This window comes from Streptomyces sp. GL_148 (genome assembly GCF_057834205.1).
The window spans coordinates 221,038-241,851 of record NZ_CM174396.1; the positions used below are offsets into that span (position 1 = coordinate 221,038).

The following is a 20,814-nucleotide window of genomic DNA, read 5'->3' on the forward strand; positions in this document are numbered from 1 at the left end:
GGGTGGACGCCGGGGTGGAAAAGCCTTTCCGCTGCCCGCTCCGGTCGATCTAGTCTTCGGCCCATGCCATCGACAGTTCGACTCCTGATCCACATCACCACCCTCCCGGGCCGCGGCCGTGAGCAGATCGACGCCTACGAACGCCTCGCGCCGGTCGTGCGGGCCGAAGAGGGTTGCGTCCGCTACGACATGCACCGGGTGAGCGGCGCGCCCGACCGGTTCGTCCTCGTCGAGGAGTGGGCCTCGCGGGCGGCCCTCGCCGCGCACGACGTCACCCCTCACATGATCGAGGCGGACGCGGCGAGCCCCGCGTTCCGTGCGGGACCCGCGGAGGTGATCGAGCTCGACGCGGCGCCGCTGGCCTGAGGTTCAGCGGAGGTGGGCGCCGCCCGGGCCGAGGAGTCCGATCTCGCGGGCGGCGCGCGGGGAGTGGACGCCGCGGTTGAGGGCTTCGGCGTAGCGCAGTTCGGCGGCGGCATCCCGCTCCTGGCCGCCGTCGAGCCGGCGTGGTTGCTTTGCCGTATGAACAGCCAAACGGGGGCATAAGTTGCGGGCCTCCGGCCGCGGGGCCCGTGCGTGACACCTTCAACGGATTGCGGCGCCCCGGCCGGGCGGTGACCGCCCTGCGGACGCCCGGTTGACGCAGGCGGGGGCGGGCGGCAACCGTGACCCGCATGGGGAACGAACGCCGACTGCTCACGCTGCTGATCTGCCTGGTACTGGGCGCCGGGCTGACCGCCGCCGTGCTGGGGGCCGCGCGCTCGGGCGGGCCGCACCCGCCGGCGTCCGGGGCCGGTCCCGGACCCGCCGACTTCGTGGACATCCAGGAGGTCCCGCCCGGGCCCGCCGAGCCCCCCGCGGCCGGTCCGCAGGCCTCCGCGGGGCGGGTGACGGTGGATTGCGGCCGCAACGAGGCGGGCCACTACAACGAGGACAACCTCGTCGTCTCCCCGGGCCTGCGCTCCGGCGCCCACCACACGCACGGCTACGTGGGGAACCTGTCCACGGACGCCTTCTCCACCGACGCCTCGCTGGACGCGGCCGCCACCAGCTGCGCGGGCGGGGACCGTTCCACGTACTACTGGCCGGTGCTGCGCCGCACGGACCGGACGGGCGACCGGCCGCACGAGGGGGCCGCGGGCCACGGCAACGCGGGCGCGATCCTGCCGGAGACGGCGGTGTCGGTGGAGTTCCTCGGCAGTCCGGTGAGCAAGGTGGTGGCGATGCCCCGGTTCCTGCGCGCGATGACCGGTGACGCGGTGGCCTTCACCGCGGACTCCGACGAGGACGTACGGGCCCGCTGGGGCTGTTCGGGCTCCCCCGACCGCTCCACCACGCGCTATCCGCGCTGTCCCGACGGCGAGCGCCTCACCCGTACGCTCACCTTCCCGAGCTGCTGGAACGGTCTGGACACCAGCAGCCCGGGCCACCGCTCGCACCTGCGCTTCCCGGCGGCGAACGGGGTCTGCCCCCAGGACACCTTCCCCGTGCCGCGCCTGCGGATCTCCCTCGCCTACGCCGTGCCCGCGGGGGCGCCGATCGCGCTCGACTCCTTCCCCGAGCAGCGGCACAGCCCCAAGACGGACCACGGGATGTTCGTGAACGTGATGACCGGCCCGCGGATGGACGAGGTCGTGGACTGCCTCAACCAGGGCCGCACCTGCCGGACATGAGCGGCAGCGCGAACCACCGACTCCCGGGTGACGCAGGTCACGTGAACCCGGCGCCCGTGCGTGGCGTGTTCTGACCGCACCAAAAAAGCGAGGAAGACGGAGAGGGTGAGATGGCCGGACCACTGTGGCCCCGCACTCGGCGGGGCTCGACCGACGAGGCACTGATCAAGTCCGTGTACGAGGAGCACGGTCACGCCCTGCTCGCGTACGCGACCCGGCTGACCGGGGACCGGGCCGCGGCCGAGGACATCGTCCAGGAGACCCTGATCAGGGCCTGGCGCCACTCCGAGGTCCTGGTGAACGGGAAGGGTTCCGTACGCGGCTGGCTGCTCACGGTGGCCCGCAACATCATCACCGACCGGTACCGGGCTAAGGCGGCCCGGCCCACGGAGGTGTCCGGATCGCCGGCCCATCCGCCGGCCGAGGCGGACCACGCCGACGCCGTGGTGGACACGATGGCCGTCCTGGGGGCCCTGGACCAGCTGTCACCGGAACACCGGGACGTGCTGACGGAGTTGTACTACCGCCAGCAGAGCGTCGCCGAAGCGGCGGACGCTCTCGGCATCCCGGCCGGCACGGTGAAATCGCGCTCGCACTACGCGCTCAAGGCGCTCAGAGAAGTCTTCAGGGAAAGCACGCGCACGGGCGGCCCGTCTCCGCGGCCCGGCGGACTGCAGGAGGTGGTGGCATGAACGGGCAGCGGCACGAGGAGGAACTGCTCGGCCCGTACGTTCTCGGCGTCCTGGACGACGCGGAGGTCCGCCGGGTCGAGGAACACGTGGACGGCTGCGTGCAGTGCCGTCAGGAGGTGACGGCCTTGCGCGAGATGGAGGCGGCACTGGGCGAGGTGCCCCCCGAGGCGTTCCTCGACGGTCCGCCGCAGGGCGGGGACCTGTTGCTCCAGCGCACCCTGCGCCAGATGCGCCAGGAGGTCGACGGGGCGCGGCGGCGCCGGACCGCGTTCACCGGACTGGCCGTGGCGGCCTCGCTGACCGCCGTCTTCTGGGCCGGTACGCAACTGGGCGGCGGCAGCACCGGCGTCGAGGCCCGGCCGCAGCCGACGGTCTCGGCCGAACCGTCCGCGCCGACGGCGGGGACCAAGGTGGCCTCCGCGACGGATGCGGGCACGGGCGCGCGGATGACCGTACGGGTGACGCCCGCGGCCAAGTGGGTACGGGTGCACGCCGCGGTGACGGGGATCCCGGCGGGCGAGCGCTGCCGGATCGTCGTGGTCTCCCGGGACGGCACGCGCACCACGGCGGGCGGCTGGGTGGTGGGCGCCGCGGAGCACGGCGAGGGCAAGGGTGCGGCGCTGGACGGCTCGGCGGCGGTGGACCCGGCGGACGTCCGGGCGGTCCTGGTGGAGAACGAGTCGGGCACGGCGTTCGTGTCCGTACCGGTGCCCACGTAGTTGAACCGGCACCGCGTTGAACCGGGGCCGCCCCGCGCGGCGGAGGTCACGCAACGTGACGGAGCCCGGGAGCATGTCCAGCTCCCGGGCTCCAGCTTGCCACCCATTTGCGCACACCGGCGGCGTTTAAGAGCCGCGGGTCATCTTGAGACCGACGTGTTCTGCCGTTGAACTACAGCGCCACGGAAGAGGCGCCGGGGGGACTTGAACCCCCATCCGTCGATGTTCGCCCGCGCTCGGTCGATCCGGTGTTCGGCGGCGAATACTGAGACTGGAGCGAGAATCTGAGTTTGACGGGGCCGCCTCTGCCGGACTTGGGCCACCCCCGCACGTGTGCGGGGGGAGGGATTCGAACCCCCACCTGACACCCCTGGATCAGCTTCAACATCAGTTTCAGCTTGCGCTCATCGCGCACCCCCCGCTCGCGACGGGGGGCGAATGTGGGGCTACCGGAAGAGGTAGCCGAATACCGCGTCGCCGATCCGCTGGTCGGTGACCTCGGTGTTGTTCGCCTCTTCTCGGGCGAACTTGACGGACTGCTGGAGCTTCTCGACCCGGTCGAGGAGCTCGTTGACCCGCCGGGCGGGCAGCGCTCCGGAGAACTTCACGGTGGTCCAGTAACCGACCGCCACGTCCTCGTAGTACACCTCGACCTGCGCCGGGTGCTTCTCCGTGGCCTCGGCCTTCACGTGGTTGCGCGGGACCTTCTTCGTGCGGATGGTCCGCACCGCGTCCGTCTTCCACGCGTCCGTCGAGGGGTCCAGGCTCCACGACTCGGAGGCATCGAGCACCGGCAGCTTGCGCACGAAGGTGTGCAGGTCGGTGAGCTGCTTCTCCAGGAACAGCAGGTACGGGACGGGCACCTGGGGCAGCAGGACCGTGCCGTCGACCACCACGTCCGCGACCGCGGACCGGTTCGCCCAGTCCTTCGTCGCGGTCACGTCGAAGAGCCGGGTGAGGGTCGAGGCGGTCGCCCGCAGGGCGTCCTCGGCCTTGATCTGGACCCGGGTGGACTCGGGCGGGAGCTGCTCGCCCTCCTCGTCCTTGGGCTGGTAGGTCCGGGAGATGCCGGCCAGCAGGGCGGGCTTCTGCACGTCCTGGTGAGCCTGGGTGAGCTCCTGGAGGGCCTTGGACTTGACGCCCTTTTCGACTGCGATGATCTGATTCAGCTTCGGCACACGGAGAACCTAACAACCGTGCCCCGTAAGCACATCCGATTAAAGCGCTGCCCCGCCGCTCCTGGATCGAGAGGGCGGGGCAGCGGCGGTCAGGCCAGGCGGACCGGGAGGTCGAAGAGGTCGTTCTGGGTGAGGATCGGCTTGTTGCGGAGCTCGGACGCGGGGACGGCCAGGGTGAGGTCCGGGAAGCGGGCGTAGAGGGCCGGGAGGGCCACCAGGGCTTCCAGGCGGGAGAGGGCCGCGCCGGGGCAGACGTGGGGGCCGTGGCCGAAGGAGATGTGCCGGTTCGGGGTGCGGGTGGCGTCGAACTCGCCCGCCGTCTCGCCGAACTGGGCCTCGTCGCGGCCGAGCGCGCCGAAGGAGACGATCAGGCCCTCGCCCTTGGGCAGGATCCGGTCGCCGACCTCCACGTCCTCGGCGGCGAAGCGGATCAGGACGTGCGAGGTGGGGCTGGACCAGCGCAGGGTCTCCTCGATGACGTTCTCCCAGGAGACCTCGCCCTTGAGGACGAGGGCGCGCTGCTCCGGGTGGGTCTCCAGCGCGACGACCGCGTTGACGATCAGGCTGATGGTGGTCTCGTGGCCGGCGGCGACGATCAGCTGGAGGGTGTTGGTGATCTCCTCGGTGGTGAGGTGGTCGCCGTCCTCCGAGGCCTCGATGAGGGCGCTGGTGAGGTCGTCGCCCGGGTTCTCGCGCTTGGCCTCGACGATGCGGGAGAAGAGCGCGCCGAGGTCCGCCATCATCTGCGGCACCTCCTCCGGCAGGGTCTGCGTCGAGAAGAACTTCTCGAACAGGGCCTTCAGGCGCGGGTGTTCCTCAGCGTCGACGCCCATCAGGTCACTGATGACGTTCATCGGCAGCGGGTAGGCGAACTGCGCCTTGAGGTCGACGCTCTCGCCGGCCGGCAGCGCGGCCAGCTTGTCCAGCATGCCGGTGGTCAGCGCCTCGATGCCGGCGCGCAGCTTCTCCACCCGGCGTACGGTCAGGGCCTGCGCGACCAGGGTGCGCAGCCGGCGGTGGTCCTCGCCGTCCACGGTGAGCATCGAGCGGCCGGGGTTGGCGAGGCCGATCAGCGGCCAGTCCATCGGGATCTCGCCGCGCTGCCAGGCGCCCCACACGTCGATGTCCTTGACGATCCGGGGATCGGTGAGCAGCTTGCGGGCCTCGGCGTGGTGCGTGACGGCGTACACGGCCACGTCACCGGGGAGGACCACCTGAACCAGGGGGCCCGCGGCGCGCAGCGCGGCGCTCTCGGCGTCGAGGTCGGCGACGAAGGGGTCCAGGACGATGGCCGCGGGGCCGGTGTGGTCGATCGGACACGTCATCGGGTGGCTCCAAGGGCGGGGGTCGGGGTGTAGGTCACGGGAAGGGCGGTGAGGCCGCGCAGCCAAGGCGAGGGGCGGCGGGCCAGGTCCCCGGCGGGCCCGGCGAGGTCCACGTCGGGCAGCCGGTCGAGGAGCACCTCGATGCCGGTGCGCGCGATGACCTCGGCGACCTCCTGGGCGGGGAAGGGGCAGCGGTGTTCGCCGTGCCCGAAGGAGAAGAAGGCGTTGTTGCCGCCGGTCAGCGCTCCGGCGTCGGTGCGCACGTGCGGGTCGGTGTTGGCGGCGCCGATGCCGAGCAGGACGAGGTCGCCGCCGGCGATGCGCCGGCCGCCCAGGTGGGTGTCGCGGGAGGTCCAGCGGCCGGCCACGTTCTGGGTGGGGGTGTCCTCCCACAGCACCTCGTTCATGGCTTCGCCGACGCTGTGCCGGCCGCCCGCGAGGGAGGCGGCGAAGCGGTCGTCGGTGAGCATGAGGCGCAGGGAGTTGCCGATCCAGTCGGCCGTGGGCTGGTGGCCCGCGGCCATCATGACCATGAGGTCCTGGGCGACCTCCTCCACGGTGAAGCCGGACCGGTTGGCGAGCATCCGGGAGACCACGTCGGGTCCGGGCTCGGCGAGTTTGGCGGAGATCAGCGCGAACATCGACTCGGCGAGGTGGCTCTGGCCCTCCAGGGCGCCCTCCCGCCCGTTGATCATGTCGTTCATGGCGCGCACGAGTCCGGGGCCCTGCGTGTCGGAGAACCCGTAGAGGCGGGCGAGGACGCGCAGCGGGAGCAGCATGGCGTACTCGCCGACGATGTCGCAGGAGCCCTTGCCGCACAGTTCGTCGATGAGCTCGTCGGCGAACCGCTCGGCGTGCCCCTTGAGTTCGAAGGGGTCGACGGCTTCGAGTGCCTCGGAGATGACGGCGGCCCGCTCGCGGTGGCGTTCCCCGACGGTGTAGAGAATCGACGGCTGGCGGCGGCCGATCATCGGGAGCAGCGGCCAGTCGGCGGGGATGCGGTCCCACTGGTTCCACAGCTCGGAGTCCCGGGAGAAGAGCACGGGGTCGCTGGTGACCTGGTGCAGTTCGCGGTAGCCGAGGACCAGCCAGGCCGGTACGTCTCCGTCGAGGACGACGGGGGCGACGGAGCCGTGGTCGCGGCGCATCTCGCGGTACAGCTCCGCGGGGTCGGTCTGGAACCGGGGGCCGCCGAGGTAGAGGGGCTGGTGCTCGGGGGCGGCGGGGCAGGTCACGGGGTGGGCTCCGGGGTCTGGGACAGGGGGCTCTGCTGGAGGATCGGCCGGGTGCTCGACAGCGCGGCCGTCTGGAGGTGCTGGACGAGGGAGATCAGGACCTGCTTGCTGGACTCCCGGGAGCGGGCGTCGCAGAACACCAGCGGGATGCCGTCGGGCAGGTCCAGGGCGGCGCGGATCTGCTCCGGGGTGTGCGCGGGGCCGCCGAAGTCGTTGCAGGCCACGACGAAGGGCGTGCCGTGGTGTTCGAGCCGGTCGATGGCGTACCAGGAGTCCGCCAGGCGCCGGGTGTCGACGAGGACGACGGCGCCGAGGGTGCCGGAGAAGAGCCGGTCCCACAGGAACCAGAACCGCTCCTGGCCGGGGGCGCCGAACAGGTAGAGCACGTTGCGGGCGTCGAGGGTGATGCGTCCGAAGTCGAAGGCCACGGTGGTGGCGCTCTTCCCGGCGATCCCGTGGGTGTCGTCCACGGCCTCGCCGGCCTTGGTCATGGTCTCTTCGGTGTTCAGCGGGCGGATCTCGCTGACCGAGCGGACCATCGTGGTCTTGCCGACGCCGAAACCGCCCACGATGACGATCTTCAGTCCGTTGTCGGCGGTGCTGCGCAGTGCCTGGCGGGGCCGGAGCGGTTCGGTGGCCCGGTACTCGGTGGGCGGGGTCGGCGACGCGGCTTCGGGGATCGTCGCGTCAGAGATTGCGGAGTCCAACGAGCACCTGCTCCAGGATGTCGGGGTCGGTAAAGCTGTACGCCGAGTTCGCCGTACGCGGGTGCCGGGCGCGGATCCGTCCGGTGGCGAGCAGGTCGGCCAGCAGGATCCGTACGATCGACACCGGCAGTCCGAGCTCGGCCGCGATCTCCACCACGGCCGTCGGGAACTGGCACATCCGCAGGATCGCCGCGTGCTCGGACTGCATGCCGGGCACCGGATCGCTTTCGGCGACGACCAGGGTGACCAGGTCGAAGACGTCCGAGCCGGAGCGGCTGCGGCCACCGGTGAGGGTGTAGAGCCGGTCCGGCGAATCGTCCCGGCCCGGCCGGGGCCGGCTCATCCCCGGGGCCTGGCGATGAGGTGTTCGCCGAGCTGCTCGACCAGTTCGGACATGTTGTGGCCGACGAGTCCGGCGTCGGCTTCCTCGGTCGCGACGAGCGCGAGGTGCGCCCCCTCGCCGGCCTCGACGATGAACAGGATCCCGCCGTAGAACTCGGCCATGGCCGAGCGGACTCCGCCGCTGCCGTCGCCGAACTCGACGGACGCGCCGTGGGACAGGCTCTGGATGCCGGCGGCGATCGCGGCGAGCTGGTCGGCCTGGTCGACGGAGAGCTCGGGCGTGCGGCACAGCTTGAGGCCGTCCCGGGAGAGCACCAGGGCGTGGCGGGCGCCCGGTGTGCGCTCGAGGAGGCCTTCGAGGAGCCAGGTGAGCGTCTCGTCGGTGGTGAAGCCGGTCATGATCGCGTGTTGCCTTCCGGGTCTGGGGTGTGCGCGGGCTGCTGCTCGTCGCCGGGAGCGTCGGCGCTGCCCGGGGCTGCTTCGCCCGGGGCCGCGGCGCCGCGGACGGCCTGGCGGAAGCTGCCGAACCGCGCGGCCGACCGGGACGCCCCGCCGGGCGCGGAGGCCGTGGTGGAGACCGTGGGCGAGGCCGTACGGGTCTCGGTGCCCGCACCGTCCGTGCCCTCGGGGTGGGCCGCTGCCAGGGTCCGGCCGCGGCGGCGCTGGGGCAGGCCGCTCTCGCCGAAGTGCGGGTGGCCGCCGGTGGATTCGGACTCGGACGCGGAGTCGGCGTCGGCGCCCGTACCGGTCCCGGCGCCTGAACCGGTGCCGGTGTCCGCTGCGCCGGGGACCGCGGTCCCGCCGTCCGCCGCCGTACGGTCCTGCGCGCGGACGGTGTCGTCCCGACCGGCGGCGGTGTCGTGCACGGCAGTGTCGTGCCTGGCCTCGGGCTCGGCCGCGGCGGGGACTTCGGGCGCCGCGGGAGCCTCCCGCGCGACCCGGGCGGACGGCTGCGCCGGGATGGCGAGCGGCGCGGCGGGGGCTTCGGCGGGGGTGCGGCTGATGAGCTCCTGCGGGAGCATCATCAGCGCGCCCGTACCGCCACGGGCGGAGGGCCGGAAGGAGACGGTCAGTCCGTGCTTGCGGGCGAGCCGGCCGACCACGGCGAGGCCGAGCCGGGTGCCGGACAGTCCGGCCAGGTCCAGGGAGGCGGCGGTCACGGCCTGTTCGGCGCGGCGCAGCTGGACCTCGCTCATGACGAGGCCGCTGTCCTCGACGGTGATGACGATCCCGGACGGCACCTCCTCCACGTAGACGTGGACCTCGGCGGTCGGCGGGGAGAAGTTGGCGGCGTTGTCGAGGAGTTCGGCGAGGGCGTGCATGACGCCCTCGGCCGCGTGCCCGGCGACGGCCGCGTCGCTGGTGGAGTGGAGCCTGACGCGCTGGTAGCCGCCGATGCGGCCCATCGCGCCGCGCAGGATGGACTCCATGACGATCGGCTTCGCCCAGCGGCGGCCCGAACGGGCCCCGGTCAGTACGGCGATGGAGTCGGCGAGGCGGCCGGCCTGGGCGGTGCGGTGGTCGAGGTGGAGCAGGTCGCCGAGGACGTCCTCGTCGGCGTGCCGGTGTTCCATTTCACGCAGGTCGGCGAGCATCCCCGTGGCCAGGGCCTGCATCCGGCCGGCCGCGTTGGCGGCCGCGGCCATGGCGGCGGCCCGGCCGGACTCGGCGCGGCGCAGCTCACCGCCGAGCCGCTCGCGGGAGGCGTTCTGGGCGGCGGCCAGCCCGTCGAGCTCGGCGGCGTGCGCGCCTGCCAGGTGTTCCAGCGCGGCGGCGTGGTCACCCGTCAGCCGCTCCAGTTCGGCGGTGTGTTCGCCGGTCAGACGGGAGCGTTCGGCGGTGCGCGCGGCCGCGTCACGGGTCGCGTCGGCGATCAGCCGGGCGATGTGCCCGTCACGGGCGGCCAGTTCGGCGCTCAGGCCGGAGATGCGGCCGCGCTGCGTCCGGGAGGTGCGTGCGCACCAGGTCACGGCGAAGGCCGATACCGCGAGCAGCAGGACGCCCGCGCCGGCGAACCAGCCGAGGGCGGTAGCGATGGACGACGGGGCCGCGGCCACCGCCGCCGTGGTGAGCGCGCCACCGGCGACTGCGGTGATCAGCAGGGCCAGCGCGGAGGGGCGAAGGGGGGAGGGCGACGCCGTCATCAATCAGAGCCTCATACCGGGCGTAAATGGAGGAGAAGGTTCCTGGCAACGAGGCATCACTATAGGAGAGTTGCTGATCGCTTTGGGCAGCCCCTGACAAGTTTTCCGCTCAACTGCGACCGGTAAGTCTCCTTCTGTAGCGCTTTGAACAGGGGGGAAATCGCGAGCCCGCACCGTCCGGTCCACCCGCGTCTCGGTGGCCGGACAGTGGCCGGCGGCGGCCGGACGGCGAACCCCGCCCCGGCGGCGCCGTTGCGGGGTGCTGCGTACACGGACCGATCATCACATTGCGGCCCATGACATCCTGTGACGTCACAACTCGCCGGACGGGATCGGCGGACGTCCGGGGAATATGGGGAAGGTCCATGAGGCTCTGCTTCCTGGTGGAGGAGCACTACCGCCACGACGGCATGCCGAACGAGGTGGTCCGGCAACTGAAGGCCTGGGGCCACCGGGTGGAGGTGCTGCGGCCCGGCGGTTCGCTGCTGCGGATGAGCGAGGCGGTGGATGCCGGCGCCCACGACGCCTGGATCCTCAAGACGGTGTCCGGCGGGCCGGGGCTGACCCTGCTCGAAGCCGCCGCGGCGGCCGGTGCGACGACCGTCAACGACGCCCGCGCGATCCGGGGCGTACGGGACAAGGCGCTGGCCGCCGCCATCGGGCGCGGCCGGGGGCTGCCGCTGCCGCCGACGTACGCGGCGGCCCGGCCGGAGCTGCTGGCCGAGATCCCGGCGTCGGAGTACCCACTGGTCGTCAAACCCGCCGACGGCAGCTCCGGACGGGCCGTGCACCTGGTCTCCTCGCCGGAGCGGCTGGCCGCGATGCTCCCCGAACTGGCCGGCGATGGCTTGCTCGTCGCCCAGCCGTACGTGCCGAACTCGGGCACCGACCTCAAGGTGTACGCGGTCGGCGGGGAGCTCTTCGCCACCGAGCGCCGCTCCCCCCTGCATCCGGACACCTCCGTGCCGGAGCGCCTCGTCCCGCTGTCCGCCGAGATCGCGGAGATCGGCGCGCGGGTCGGTGAGGTGTACGGCCTCGACCTGTACGGGGTGGACGTGCTGCTGGGGCCCGAAGGACCGGTGGTCGTGGACGTGAACGACTTCCCGAGCTTCCGTCAGGTCCCCGACGCGGCGGCCCGGGTGGCCCGCGCGGTACTGGACCTCGCGCGCGGCGGCGGCTGCCCGAGGCCCGTACCCGGGGCCGGAGCGAGGGCCGGGTCCGCCCCGCCCCGCCTGTCCGGCCCGGCCGTCTTGATCCCGGTCCAGGCCACGGCCGGCACGGGCGCCGGCGCCGGCGCCGGCACACCGTCGGCCACGGCCGTCACTGACGTCACGGCCTTGACGGCCTTGACGGCCTTGACGGGTCTGACGGCGACCATGGGCGGCGCGGCCGTCCCCCCGGCCTCCACGGGGGACCCGGCATGAGGATCGGCCTGATCACGGACAACCCCCGGCATCCGCTGCTCTCGGCGGCGGCCGGCCTCCTCCGGGCTGCCGGACACGGGGTGGAGCTGCTGGATCCCGGCGCGCCGGACGCGGCCTGCGAGGCACCGGCCGACGTGTACCTCCTCAAGGCACACACCCCTCCCGGGCTGGAACTGGCCCGGCGCCTGGAGCGGCTCGGGGCGCCGGTGGTCAACTCCGCCGCCGCGACCACGCTCTGCCAGGACCGCACCCTGATGGCGGAGCTTGCGGTGCGGGCCGGGCTGCCGTTCGCGGGAACCCGTACCGTCGGCGCGCTCGCGCGGTGGGCGGCCGGGGCGGCGCTGGTCGCCCCCGTGGTCGTCAAGAGCCGCCACAGCCGACGCGCGGACCTCGTGGCCCGGGTCGACGACCCGGTGCGCCTCGGGGAGTTGGCGGACGACTGGCCCGACGAGCCGGTGGTGGTCCAGGACTTCGCCCCGAACAGCGGCTGGGACCACAAGCTCTGGGCGATCGGAGACCGCGTCTTCGCGGCCCTGCGCCGTTCGGAACTCTCCCCGGAGGGCCGCGGCCCGACCCTGCCGCTGCACCGGCTCCCGCAGGGCTGGGCCGATCTGACCCGCCGGGCCGGCGAGGTCTACTCCCTGGACGTCTACGGCGTGGACATCATCGCCACGGCCGACGGATCGCCCCTGATCGTGGACGTCAACGCCTTCCCCGGCATCCGCGACCAGCCGGGCGCCCCCGAAGCCCTGGCAGCCCTGACCCTGCGCCGGGCCGGGACGGCCCAGACGGCCTAGGACATCGCCCTTCGGATCCGGTCGGTCAGAGGGGCCCGAGCCGGGTGTGCAGGAGGCAGAACTCGTTGCCCTCCGGGTCGGACAGGGTGTGCCAGCTCTCGGCGCCGGTCTGGCCGATGTCGACCGGACGGGCACCGAGGGCGAGCAGGCGCTCCAGCTCGGCCTCCTGGTCGCGGTCGACGGGGTTGACGTCGATGTGCAGGCGGAGCTTCCCCCGCCGCGGGTCGCTGCTCGGGCTGAGGACGAGGGTGGGCTGCGGACCTCCGAAACCGGCGGCGGCCGGCCCGATCTCGATGCTTCCGTCGCCCTCCCGGGAGAGCTCCACGTAGCCGAGGGCCTCGCTCCAGAACGCGGCGAGGCGCTCGGGGTCGGCGCAGTCGATGACCAGCTCACTGATGCGGCTTACCATGCCCGCCAGTGTACGGAGACCTCCCGGGAGCCGGTCCGCTACTTGATGACCTCGACCTTCTTCTCGCCCGCGGCCGCGTACGCCGACGCGCTCGCGCCGAGGGCGGTGACGGTGAGGGCGAGCAGGACGGATACGGCGGCGGCCGTGGCGCGCTTGCGGGTCGTCCTGCGGGTCGTCTTGCGGGTCATCGGGTCCCCCTGATGGTGTGTGGTGGTCGTCCCGGCAGCTTCACATCCGGGCCCGGGGCCGACAAGGGAGCCCGGGTCGGACGGATCAGGCGAGTGGAGGCGGTCGGCGTGCGCGCGGTGGTGTTCGAGCGGTACGGGGAGCCCGGCGAGGTGCGGGAGGTGGCCGATCCGGTGCCGGCCGGCGGTGGGGTGGTCGTACGGGTCAAGGCGACGGGGCTGTGCCGCAGTGACTGGCACGGGTGGATGGGCCACGATCCGGACATCACGCTCCCGCACGTGCCCGGCCACGAACTGGCCGGTGTGGTCGAGGCGGTGGGCCCGGGAGTCGCCAACTGGCGTACCGGGGACCGGGTGACGGTGCCCTTCGTCTGCGCGTGCGGCAGCTGCGCCGAGTGCGCCGCCGGGCAGCACCAGGTGTGCGCCCGGCAGACCCAGCCGGGATTCACCCACTGGGGGTCCTTCGCCGAGTACGTGGCGCTGGAGCACGCCGATGTCAATCTGGTGGCCGTGCCCGAGGAGCTCTCGTACGACACCGCGGCCGGGCTCGGCTGCCGGTTCGCGACGGCCTTCCGGGCCGTCGTCGCGCAGGGGCGGGTGGCGCCGGGCGAGTGGGTCGCCGTACACGGCTGCGGCGGGGTGGGGCTGTCGGCCGTGATGATCGCGGTGGCGGCGGGTGCCCGGGTGGTGGCCGTGGACACCGCGCCGGCGGCGCTGGAGCTGGCGCGGGCCTTCGGGGCCGCGCACTGCGTGGATCCGGGGCGGGGCGATGCGGCCGAGTCCGTACGGGAGTACACGCGCGGCGGTGCGCACCTGTCGCTCGACGCGCTCGGCTCCGCGGCCACGGCGGCGGCGTCGGTGTCAGGGCTGCGCCGGCGCGGGCGGCACGTACAGGTCGGGCTGCTGCCCGCGGCGCGGGGGGCCGCGGCGCTGCCCATGGAGCGGGTCATCGGGTGGGAGCTGGAGATCCTCGGCAGCCACGGGATGGCTGCGCACGCCTACCCGCCGATGATGGAACTGGTCCGCTCCGGGGCGCTGCGGCCGGACCTGCTGGTCACCTCCACGATCCCGCTGGACGGGGCGCCGGCCGCGCTGGCGGCGATGGGCTCGGCGCCGGGACCGGGAATCACGATCATCCGGCCGGGGGCCTGACGGCGGGCCCTCGGCGCCGAACCGATCCGGACGGCCGGGCGGGCGGCCGGGGTCCCGGGCCCGCGGGGCTTGTGGTGCGGGGAAGGCATCGCTACATTCCCTGATTACACGTGTAAGCACGAGGTATGGCCACACCACAACGGGCCACGTGCCCCCGCACGCGCCACCCCCTACCCGCACCCCCTCGTTCCCCGCGTTCCCCTCGTCACCCCTCTTTTCCCCCGCCGCGAGAGGCAGCACAGCCATGTCCACGATCCCCGTCGGCCCACCCCTCGAAGCCGGCGCACCCGCGTCCGCGACGGACCCCGGCAGCAGGCGCACCGGCACCCTCACCCTCGGCGTCGCGCTGCTCGGATCCGCCGCGGCGCTCGCGCTCGTCGTCCGCAGGGACGTCGCGCGGCCGCCCTTCCAGGGCCTCGACGACCACTGGCTGGCCTGGATGGGCGGACCGCACGAGGGGTTGCCCTCCGTGGTCGCCACGCTGCTGAACTGGTTCGGGGGCCCGGTGGGCGCCGTCGTCCCGCTCGCCCTGCTGCTCTTCCTGCTCGTCCGGCGGCGCTGGGTGTCAGCGGGATTCCTCTTCCTCGTCTACATGGCCGGAAACATGCTCGTCGTACAGGGCCTCAAGTACCTGGTGGACCGGCCGCGCCCGGAGAATCCGCTGGTCCGGGTCGACCACGGATCCTTCCCCTCCGGGCACGCGGCCGGCGCGGCGCTCCTGGTCGTCATCGTCGGCGCGCTCCTCGTCCCGGCCGCCAGGCGCCGGGCGTGGTGGATCGGCGGCGCGGTGTTCACGTTGGCGATGATGTGGAGCCGCACCTGGCTGCACGCGCACTGGCTCAGCGACACCGCCGCCGGGGCGGTGGCCGGCGCGGGGGCAGGCCTGGTCGCCTGGTGGCTCTGCGCTCCGGCGCTGGCCCGGGAGGCCGGTCGGGGCGCGGAGCGTGCACGCGGTCGGCGGCGGTCGGCACAAGCGCAATCCCCCGCCCACTGACGGCAGGGGCGACTGCGCCGTTACACGTGCGGGCTCCCCGGCCCGGCGGCCGGCCGGTGGCGGCGCATCAGCAGCGCGGTCAGGACGGCCGCGAGGGCGGTGAGCGCGAGCAGGCCCCCGAGCGCGAGGATCCAGACCGGGAGGCCGCCGGCCGTGAGCAGCTCGTCGGTGTACTCGACCCGGCGGTACGGGGCGTCCGCGGCGGCGGCGCGCAGTTCGTGGTCGCCGTCGATCCGGGACGGAACCGGGAAGCTCTGGTCGATGGCCGTCAGGAACACCGGCTCCGCGCCCGCAAATTCGGCGACCGGTCCCGTCGAGGTGATCCGCCCGGCGAAGGTCACCTCGGGCGCGTTGCCGCCGATCGCGGAGACGGGTTCCATGCGGTGCTCCGCCAGGACGTACAGACCCAGGGACTGGGCGGTGGCGGCCAGTCGGGACAGCCTCATCGGGTAGACGAGCCGGTCGCTCTCGAAGCGGATCAGGAGCGGGTCCAGGGTGCCGCTCAGGGTGGCGCCGGGGTCCCGGGGGGCGAGGCGTACGGCGACGTACTCCCAGCGCTGGTCCACGTACGGCTTCAGCTCGGCGGAGAGACGGTCGGGGAGCACGAAGCCGTTGACCTCGAGCCAGTCGCCCAGCGCCTCGGGGTCGGTGGCGGTCAGGCGGGCCACGTCGAAGTCGCCGAGCCGCTCCCGGCCGATGACGCCGACCCGCGGCTCACCGCTGCCGGGCGGCAGCGCTCCGGCCGCGTCCCCGCGGCCGGAGTCGAAGGGCCAGTCCCCATCGCGCGGCCAGAAGTAGCCGCGGGTCCGGTACTCCGGTCCGGTCAGGTCCACCAGTTGAGAGAACAGCCCGCCGTCGCCGAGGCGCACCGTGGCCCGCCCCGGGACCGGCATGATCCAGGCGGCCCGCTTGGCGTCGCCGCCGACCGTGAACCGCATCGCCACCTTTTCGGTCCGGCCGTCCCAGCGGACCACGGAGGCCTCCCGGGAGACTCCGATCCGGGAGCTTCCGTCGGGGACCATGGCCCCGCAGCCGCAGGCGTAGGCCGGACTGACGAGGGACCCCACCTGGGTCGCGAGCAGCGCGAACAGCAGGAGTCCGATCCTTCGCCGGATCCACGTGGCCGTCCGCACACTCGCCGTTCGCACCTTCGCCTCCCGCACCTTCGTCGTCCGCAGCCTTGCCGTCCGCGCCCTTGCCGTCCACACCGTCTCCCCCACGCTCCTCGCTCAGCCGCCCGCGGGTCCGTTCACCCGCCGGCCGGTCCTCTCCGGGGCCCGTCCGCCACCGTCCGCCCCGGTCTCAGACGGCCGGCGCCGCGATCCGGTTCCGGCCACCTGTGCGCCATCTGCCGGTCACCTCCTCCTGTCACGCTGCGGGCACCTCAGAGTTGTATATACAACTTTCCCAAGCTTGGCAGGAGCCACGATGTCCGTACCTGCGATCACCCGCCCACCTGCGCCCTGGCTGCGCGACAACTGCCCCTGCGCCGAGTGCCGTGACCCGCGCACCGGCCAGAAGCTGTTCCAGATCACCGAGCTGCCCGCCGGCCTGGCGGTCCGCGCCGTGCGGGAAGCACCCGCCCCGGACGGCGGGCCCGGCTGGGAGGTGGAGTGGCAGCCGGACGGCCACCGCTCCGTGTACCCGGCACAGTGGCTCGACGCCCACGCCCCGGACGGACCGGCGTACCGCGCGGCCGGGGACGGGCGGACCGAGGCGGACAAGGAGCTGTGGGCGGCGGCGGACCTGCACGGGCGGATCCCGGAGGCCGGCTGGGACGCGTACATCAGCTCCCGCGAGGTCCGCGAGCAGGTCCTCGACAGCGTGGTCCGGCTGGGCTTCGCCCTCCTTCGGGAGGTCCCGTGCCGGGACCGGATGGTGCTGGACGTGGCCCGCACCTTCGGCTTCGTCCGCGAGACGAACTACGGGGAGCTCTTCGAGGTCCGCGTGGAGGCGGACCCCAACAACCTGGCCTTCACCGGCGCGTTGATCACCCCGCACACCGACAATCCCTACCGGGATCCCGTGCCGACCCTCCAGCTGCTGCACTGCCTGCGCAACGAGGCCCGGGGTGGCGATTCCGGTCTGGTCGACGGCTTCCACGCGGCCGCGCTGCTGCGCGCGCGGGAACCGGAGGCCTTCGAGGTGCTGACCCGGGTGCCGGTGGAGTTCGCCTTCGCCGACGCGCACTGCGAACTGCGGGCCCACCGGCCGCTGATCGACGTGGATCCGCTCGGGCGGATCCGCGAGGTCCGCTTCAACAACCGCTCCATCTCCACGCTGCACCAGCCCGCGGCCGTACTGGAGGAGTTCTACGCGGCCTACCGCCTCTTCGGCGAGCTGCTGGAGCGGCCCGAGCTGCGGCTCGGCTTCCGGCTCGCGCCCGGCGACTGCGTGGTCTTCGACAACACCCGTCTGCTGCACGCCCGTACCGCCTTCGCCGAATCGGGCGGACGCCACCTCCAGGGGACCTACGCCGACCTCGACGGGCTGCTCTCCACCCTTGCCGTCCTGCGCCGCGAAGGAGCCTGCGCGTGAACCCCTCCGAAACCACCGCCCCTGACGACGTCCCCGGCGCCGGCGCCATCGACGCGCTGGCCCGCCTCTTCGAGGGCGAGGGCAGCGCCGAGTACTTCGGCGAGGCGGTCACCCAGGCCGGGCACATGCTCCAGGCCGGGGCCCTCGCCGAGGCGGCCGGCGCCCCAGCCCACCTGGTGGCGGCCGCGCTGCTGCACGACATCGGGCACTTCCACGGGACGGTGACCGGCCGCGACCTGATGGACGGCGGGCAGGACAACCGTCACAGCCACACCGGGGCCGACTGGCTGGCCCGGTGGTTCGGGCCGGAGGTGACCGAGCCGGTCCGGCTGCACGTGGCCGCCAAGCGCTACCTCTGCACGGCCGAGCCGGGCTACTTCGACCTGCTCTCGGAGGCCTCCGTACACACCCTGCGCGTCCAGGGCGGCCCGATGACCGCCGAGCAGGTGCGGGCGTTCGAGGCGCTGCCGGGGGCGGCCGACGCGGTGGCCGTGCGGCGCTGGGACGAGCAGGCCAAGGACCCCGAGCTGGCCACCCCGGACTTCGACCACTTCCGGCCGCTCCTGGAGGCCCTGCTCATCAAGAACGCCTGATCACGAGCTGATCAGGAGCTGCTCAGGAGCCGAGCAGGCGGCCCAGCGCGCTGGCGGCGGAGGTGTGCACGGTGAAGGCGACGGTCCCCGGCAGGTAGCGGTCCTGCGACCACTCCACCGGGACCCCCGCCGGGTCGGTGGAGCGGCGCCGTTCGCGCAGCAGGGCCTCGCCCGCCGGGCAGCCCAGCAGCCGCGCGTCGTCCGCGTCGGCCACCGCGATGTCGATGGTGTGGTGGGCGTCGGCGAAGAGGACCCCGTGCCGGGCGAGTTGCTCGGAGTACGAGACCGTGTCCGGCGGCATGTCCGCGACCAGGGCGCCGACCGGCTCCGGGTACGTCGTGCGCTCCACCATCACGGGGGCCCCGGACAGGGTGCGCAGCCGCAGGACGCGGTACACGGGGGCGCCCGCGCCGATCCGTAGCTGCTCCGACTCCTCTGCGTCGGCCTCGGCGCGGTCCACGGCCACGGTCCGCCCTCCGGGCTCCTGGCCGAGCGAGCGGGCCCACCGGGTGAAGCTACGGAGCTCCGCGACTCCCCCGGCCTCCCCCGCGCCGCCGCCGAGGACGACCCGGCGGGTGCCGCGCCGCGAGGTGATCAGCCCGTCGGTGCGCAGGGCGGCGAGGGCCTGGCGCACCGTACCCCTGGAGACGCCGTAGCGGCGGGCGAGCTCGTCCTCGGCGGGCAGTCGCGCGCCCGATCCGTACTCGCCTGCCGTGATGGCGGTCCGCAGGTCCCCGGCGACCTTCAGGTAGAGCGGTGTCCTGGGTGCTGGGTCGCGCGGTGCCTCGTTCACTGACCCAGCCTGTCATGGCCGGGGCGAGGCGAAGGGCCCGGGAGGTCGGGACGTTCCGCTCGCTGGCGGCGGTCCGGATCCAGGTGCCGGCGGGCGGGACGATCCCGGCCCACGCGCACGGTTCGTCCGAGCTGCTGCTCACGGGCGTCGCCGGGACGGTGGAGGCCTCGTGCGGGTGCGGTGCCAAGACGGTGGCCCCGGGCACCTTCGCGATGCTGCCGGCCGGCAAGGAGATCACCCTGGTCAACCACGGCACCGAGCCGGCGACGGTCCTCGCGGTGTTCTCGCAGAGCGAGTTCACCGAGGAGCTGCCGCGCGCCGCGGCGAAGGGCTGCGGCTGCCAGGGGCACGGCGGCTGACCTCGCGGTCCCCTTCGGGCGGGCCGCTCTGGACGGGCCACCGGCCTGATCCCATACTTCTCCCGTGAGAACGACGGAGAAGCAGCCCCGCACCAGCCCGCTGGTGCCCGACGCGGTGGCCCGGGAGATCGCCCGGCACGACTGGAACACCATGGAATGCGGCTGCGGCCGCCCGGCCGGTCATCTCGCAGACACCTTGTGGGACGCGGCCGAGGGACACCCGGCCGCGTTCCGTGCCCTGGAGGGCCACGCCTTCCACACCGGAGTGCTGCGACCGCCCGCCCCGGCGGTGTGCGGGGTCCTGATGGCCGTCTGGTTCGCCGGCCCGCCCCGGCAGTCGACGCGCGAGGCCCTGCTGTGGGCGCTGCTGCGCCTCCTCGGCGCCGAGGACGACGGCTCCTCGCACGAGGCCGGCCTGTACGGCCAGTGCGCCGCACACATCCGCTCCGGGTTGTCCGGACTGCGCGAGACGGCAGCCCGGTGCCCGGGCTCCGAATCGGCCGCGTACGCGGAGGGAATCCTGAGCCTGCTCGACCTCACGGTCTAGGTCGTGTTTTAGAACTGGGGTCCATGTCTCACCGCGCGCCGTGATGATCTCGGTGTGGGGCGAGGGGATCTTTCAGATGACCAGTGGACGGTGCTGGAGCCGTTGTTACCGGTCGCCGGCCGGGGAAGACCATCGGTGTGTCGGCGACGGTTGACCGACGGATACGCTGGCGGGTGCGGACCGGCGCTCCGTGGCGGGATCTGCCAGCGGAGTACGGCCCGTGGCAGACCGTGTATGGGCTCTTCCGTCGCTGGCAGCGCAATGGTGTCTGGCCGTCAACACTGACCGCACTGCAAGCGCGGGCGGACGCCGCCGGCCTGATCGCGTGGGACGTCAGCGTCGACTCCACGATGTGCCGGCCCACCAGCACGCGGAGGTGCCCGGCGGGACGGCCAAGTCCAGAAGGAACCGCCGGGCGGCCACCAGTCCGAACCTGACGACCACGGCTGGGGCCGGTCCCGCGGGGGCTGGACCACAAAGATCCACCTGTCCTGCGAGCAAGGGCAAAGGCCGCTATCACTACTCGTCACGGCCCGACAGCAGGGAGACAGCCCGCAGTTCACGGCCGTGTTGGAAGCCATCAAGGTTCCTCGTCTCGGCCTGGGCCAGCTGAGGGTCCGCCCGTCGAGGGTGCGGGCCGACAAGGCCTATTCCTCGCGCGCTAACCGCGCCTACCTACGCCGACGCGGAATCCGCTGCACTATCCCGGAACCGGCCGACCAGGTCGGTAACCGAAGGCGCCGGGGGACGTCTGGCGGGCGGCCTCCGGCCTTCGACCACAACGGCAGTTCGCCGCCGCTATCGGGCATCTGGTGGTGCGCTGCGTGGTACCGCGCGCGGACCTGGAGGAGTTGGACAAGAGGGCGGTTCCAGGGGGAGGGCGAGGTCAGCGGGAGCGATGCGGCCGGGGCTGTACGGCCGGTGCGAAGAGGACGGGCCGGCCCCCGACCACCATGACGGCGGAGCCCCGGGCCGGTACCCGGGGCTCCGCCGTGGGCATGGGCGTGC

General features: G+C 73.3%; 24 protein-coding genes and 2 pseudogenes. 13 read left to right on the forward strand and 13 right to left on the reverse strand.

What is annotated here, in order from left to right:
• The first annotated feature begins 63 nt into the window (after positions 1-63).
• Positions 64-366, forward strand: a complete 303-nt coding sequence (locus tag AC3IYI_RS01040; RefSeq protein WP_489408376.1) for a putative quinol monooxygenase — start codon at positions 64-66, stop codon at positions 364-366.
• A gap of 3 nt (positions 367-369) precedes the next feature.
• Here AC3IYI_RS01040 and AC3IYI_RS01045 read toward each other — a convergent pair whose 3' ends face one another.
• Entirely contained in the window at positions 370-534 is a 165-nt protein-coding gene (locus tag AC3IYI_RS01045; protein ID WP_489408377.1) for a hypothetical protein, read from the reverse strand.
• Between the two features lie 140 nt (positions 535-674).
• Here AC3IYI_RS01045 and AC3IYI_RS01050 point away from each other — a divergent pair, with 140 nt between their 5' ends.
• From AC3IYI_RS01050 to AC3IYI_RS01060, 3 genes are all read left to right on the forward strand, one after another.
• Positions 675-1,673: a DUF1996 domain-containing protein gene (locus AC3IYI_RS01050; protein ID WP_489408378.1), complete on the forward strand. Its 999-nt coding sequence runs from the start codon at positions 675-677 to the stop codon at positions 1,671-1,673.
• A 110-nt stretch (positions 1,674-1,783) separates the two neighbouring features.
• Positions 1,784-2,365 carry a sigma-70 family RNA polymerase sigma factor gene (locus AC3IYI_RS01055; protein ID WP_489408379.1) on the forward strand — a complete coding sequence of 194 codons (582 nt, stop codon included), beginning with the start codon at positions 1,784-1,786 and terminating at the stop codon, positions 2,363-2,365.
• On the forward strand, positions 2,362-3,084 hold the full coding sequence (locus AC3IYI_RS01060) for a zf-HC2 domain-containing protein (protein ID WP_489408380.1): 723 nt from the start codon (positions 2,362-2,364) through the stop codon (positions 3,082-3,084). Before AC3IYI_RS01055 ends, AC3IYI_RS01060 begins: the two co-directional genes overlap by 4 nt.
• Positions 3,085-3,418: 334 nt before the next feature.
• On the opposite strand, the pseudogene AC3IYI_RS01065 reads toward AC3IYI_RS01060, so the two are convergent.
• From AC3IYI_RS01065 to AC3IYI_RS01100, 8 genes and pseudogenes are all read right to left on the reverse strand, one after another.
• A pseudogene (locus AC3IYI_RS01065) lies at positions 3,419-3,506 on the reverse strand.
• A gap of 24 nt (positions 3,507-3,530) precedes the next feature.
• Positions 3,531-4,262, reverse strand: coding sequence for a DUF7873 family protein (locus tag AC3IYI_RS01070; RefSeq protein ID WP_254384971.1), 732 nt, complete (start codon positions 4,260-4,262; stop codon positions 3,531-3,533).
• A gap of 89 nt (positions 4,263-4,351) precedes the next feature.
• Positions 4,352-5,587, reverse strand: a complete 1,236-nt coding sequence (locus AC3IYI_RS01075) for a cytochrome P450 family protein (RefSeq protein WP_489408381.1) — start codon at positions 5,585-5,587, stop codon at positions 4,352-4,354.
• A complete protein-coding gene (locus AC3IYI_RS01080) occupies positions 5,584-6,822 on the reverse strand; it encodes a cytochrome P450 (RefSeq protein ID WP_489408382.1) in 1,239 nt (412 codons plus the stop codon). Before AC3IYI_RS01080 ends, AC3IYI_RS01075 begins: the two co-directional genes overlap by 4 nt.
• A complete protein-coding gene (locus tag AC3IYI_RS01085; RefSeq protein ID WP_489408383.1) occupies positions 6,819-7,529 on the reverse strand; it encodes a GTP-binding protein in 711 nt (236 codons plus the stop codon). Before AC3IYI_RS01085 ends, AC3IYI_RS01080 begins: the two co-directional genes overlap by 4 nt.
• A complete protein-coding gene (locus AC3IYI_RS01090; RefSeq protein ID WP_243333039.1) occupies positions 7,510-7,872 on the reverse strand; it encodes a DUF742 domain-containing protein in 363 nt (120 codons plus the stop codon). The genes AC3IYI_RS01085 and AC3IYI_RS01090 overlap by 20 nt, the downstream gene beginning before the upstream one ends.
• On the reverse strand, positions 7,869-8,270 hold the full coding sequence (locus AC3IYI_RS01095) for a roadblock/LC7 domain-containing protein (protein WP_489408384.1): 402 nt from the start codon (positions 8,268-8,270) through the stop codon (positions 7,869-7,871). Before AC3IYI_RS01095 ends, AC3IYI_RS01090 begins: the two co-directional genes overlap by 4 nt.
• Positions 8,267-10,015, reverse strand: coding sequence for a sensor histidine kinase (locus tag AC3IYI_RS01100; RefSeq protein ID WP_489408385.1), 1,749 nt, complete (start codon positions 10,013-10,015; stop codon positions 8,267-8,269). The genes AC3IYI_RS01095 and AC3IYI_RS01100 overlap by 4 nt, the downstream gene beginning before the upstream one ends.
• Positions 10,016-10,380: 365 nt before the next feature.
• Here AC3IYI_RS01100 and AC3IYI_RS01105 point away from each other — a divergent pair, with 365 nt between their 5' ends.
• Positions 10,381-11,439: an ATP-grasp domain-containing protein gene (locus tag AC3IYI_RS01105; RefSeq protein WP_489408386.1), complete on the forward strand. Its 1,059-nt coding sequence runs from the start codon at positions 10,381-10,383 to the stop codon at positions 11,437-11,439.
• Positions 11,436-12,236, forward strand: coding sequence for an ATP-grasp domain-containing protein (locus AC3IYI_RS01110; RefSeq protein ID WP_489408387.1), 801 nt, complete (start codon positions 11,436-11,438; stop codon positions 12,234-12,236). Before AC3IYI_RS01105 ends, AC3IYI_RS01110 begins: the two co-directional genes overlap by 4 nt.
• Positions 12,237-12,261: 25 nt before the next feature.
• Here the strand turns inward: AC3IYI_RS01110 and AC3IYI_RS01115 are convergent, their stop codons facing one another.
• Positions 12,262-12,645, reverse strand: a complete 384-nt coding sequence (locus tag AC3IYI_RS01115) for a VOC family protein (RefSeq protein ID WP_489408388.1) — start codon at positions 12,643-12,645, stop codon at positions 12,262-12,264.
• 38 nt (positions 12,646-12,683) lie between these two features.
• Positions 12,684-12,833 (reverse strand): hypothetical protein, encoded by a 150-nt coding sequence (locus AC3IYI_RS01120; RefSeq protein ID WP_489408389.1) that lies wholly within the window; start codon positions 12,831-12,833, stop codon positions 12,684-12,686.
• Positions 12,834-12,941: 108 nt separating this feature from the next.
• Here AC3IYI_RS01120 and AC3IYI_RS01125 point away from each other — a divergent pair, with 108 nt between their 5' ends.
• Together AC3IYI_RS01125 and AC3IYI_RS01130 are read left to right on the forward strand one after the other, a co-directional pair.
• Positions 12,942-13,982 carry a zinc-dependent alcohol dehydrogenase family protein gene (locus AC3IYI_RS01125; protein WP_489408390.1) on the forward strand — a complete coding sequence of 347 codons (1,041 nt, stop codon included), beginning with the start codon at positions 12,942-12,944 and terminating at the stop codon, positions 13,980-13,982.
• A 244-nt stretch (positions 13,983-14,226) separates the two neighbouring features.
• A complete protein-coding gene (locus AC3IYI_RS01130) occupies positions 14,227-14,976 on the forward strand; it encodes a phosphatase PAP2 family protein (protein WP_489408391.1) in 750 nt (249 codons plus the stop codon).
• Between the two features lie 20 nt (positions 14,977-14,996).
• Here AC3IYI_RS01130 and AC3IYI_RS01135 read toward each other — a convergent pair whose 3' ends face one another.
• Positions 14,997-16,124, reverse strand: a complete 1,128-nt coding sequence (locus AC3IYI_RS01135) for a DUF2330 domain-containing protein (RefSeq protein ID WP_489408392.1) — start codon at positions 16,122-16,124, stop codon at positions 14,997-14,999.
• Positions 16,125-16,404: 280 nt separating this feature from the next.
• Here AC3IYI_RS01135 and tmpA point away from each other — a divergent pair, with 280 nt between their 5' ends.
• Both tmpA and AC3IYI_RS01145 read left to right on the forward strand, forming a co-directional pair.
• The gene (gene tmpA, locus AC3IYI_RS01140; RefSeq protein ID WP_489408393.1) at positions 16,405-17,514 is read left to right on the forward strand and encodes a 2-trimethylaminoethylphosphonate dioxygenase; all 1,110 of its coding nucleotides are present in this window, start codon (positions 16,405-16,407) and stop codon (positions 17,512-17,514) included.
• Positions 17,511-18,107, forward strand: coding sequence for a phosphonate degradation HD-domain oxygenase (locus tag AC3IYI_RS01145; protein ID WP_489408394.1), 597 nt, complete (start codon positions 17,511-17,513; stop codon positions 18,105-18,107). The genes tmpA and AC3IYI_RS01145 overlap by 4 nt, the downstream gene beginning before the upstream one ends.
• Positions 18,108-18,129: 22 nt before the next feature.
• Here AC3IYI_RS01145 and AC3IYI_RS01150 read toward each other — a convergent pair whose 3' ends face one another.
• Positions 18,130-18,900 (reverse strand): GntR family transcriptional regulator, encoded by a 771-nt coding sequence (locus tag AC3IYI_RS01150; RefSeq protein ID WP_489408395.1) that lies wholly within the window; start codon positions 18,898-18,900, stop codon positions 18,130-18,132.
• Positions 18,901-18,914: 14 nt separating this feature from the next.
• On the opposite strand from AC3IYI_RS01150, the gene AC3IYI_RS01155 reads away from it, so the two are divergent.
• The 3 genes and pseudogenes from AC3IYI_RS01155 to AC3IYI_RS01165 form a co-directional block, all read left to right on the forward strand.
• Positions 18,915-19,259: a cupin domain-containing protein gene (locus tag AC3IYI_RS01155; RefSeq protein WP_489408396.1), complete on the forward strand. Its 345-nt coding sequence runs from the start codon at positions 18,915-18,917 to the stop codon at positions 19,257-19,259.
• 64 nt (positions 19,260-19,323) lie between these two features.
• Positions 19,324-19,806, forward strand: a complete 483-nt coding sequence (locus tag AC3IYI_RS01160; RefSeq protein ID WP_489408397.1) for a hypothetical protein — start codon at positions 19,324-19,326, stop codon at positions 19,804-19,806.
• A 54-nt stretch (positions 19,807-19,860) separates the two neighbouring features.
• Positions 19,861-20,583: pseudogene (locus AC3IYI_RS01165) on the forward strand (IS5 family transposase); the annotation flags it as partial.
• Positions 20,584-20,814 lie beyond the last annotated feature (231 nt).

Bases quoted from the DNA above. Each gene is read 5' to 3' on its own strand.
- AC3IYI_RS01040 (WP_489408376.1), top strand. From the start codon at position 64: ATGCCATCGACAGTTCGACTCCTGATCCACATCACCACCCTCCCGGGC.
- AC3IYI_RS01050 (WP_489408378.1), top strand. From the start codon at position 675: ATGGGGAACGAACGCCGACTGCTCACGCTGCTGATCTGCCTGGTACTG.
- AC3IYI_RS01055 (WP_489408379.1), top strand. From the start codon at position 1,784: ATGGCCGGACCACTGTGGCCCCGCACTCGGCGGGGCTCGACCGACGAG.
- AC3IYI_RS01060 (WP_489408380.1), top strand. From the start codon at position 2,362: ATGAACGGGCAGCGGCACGAGGAGGAACTGCTCGGCCCGTACGTTCTC.
- AC3IYI_RS01075 (WP_489408381.1), bottom strand. From the start codon at position 5,587: ATGACGTGTCCGATCGACCACACCGGCCCCGCGGCCATCGTCCTGGAC.
- AC3IYI_RS01090 (WP_243333039.1), bottom strand. From the start codon at position 7,872: ATGAGCCGGCCCCGGCCGGGCCGGGACGATTCGCCGGACCGGCTCTAC.
- AC3IYI_RS01095 (WP_489408384.1), bottom strand. From the start codon at position 8,270: ATGACCGGCTTCACCACCGACGAGACGCTCACCTGGCTCCTCGAAGGC.
- AC3IYI_RS01100 (WP_489408385.1), bottom strand. From the start codon at position 10,015: ATGACGGCGTCGCCCTCCCCCCTTCGCCCCTCCGCGCTGGCCCTGCTG.
- AC3IYI_RS01105 (WP_489408386.1), top strand. From the start codon at position 10,381: ATGAGGCTCTGCTTCCTGGTGGAGGAGCACTACCGCCACGACGGCATG.
- AC3IYI_RS01110 (WP_489408387.1), top strand. From the start codon at position 11,436: ATGAGGATCGGCCTGATCACGGACAACCCCCGGCATCCGCTGCTCTCG.
- AC3IYI_RS01115 (WP_489408388.1), bottom strand. From the start codon at position 12,645: ATGGTAAGCCGCATCAGTGAGCTGGTCATCGACTGCGCCGACCCCGAG.
- AC3IYI_RS01120 (WP_489408389.1), bottom strand. From the start codon at position 12,833: ATGACCCGCAAGACGACCCGCAGGACGACCCGCAAGCGCGCCACGGCC.
- AC3IYI_RS01130 (WP_489408391.1), top strand. From the start codon at position 14,227: ATGTCCACGATCCCCGTCGGCCCACCCCTCGAAGCCGGCGCACCCGCG.
- tmpA (WP_489408393.1), top strand. From the start codon at position 16,405: ATGTCCGTACCTGCGATCACCCGCCCACCTGCGCCCTGGCTGCGCGAC.
- AC3IYI_RS01155 (WP_489408396.1), top strand. From the start codon at position 18,915: ATGGCCGGGGCGAGGCGAAGGGCCCGGGAGGTCGGGACGTTCCGCTCG.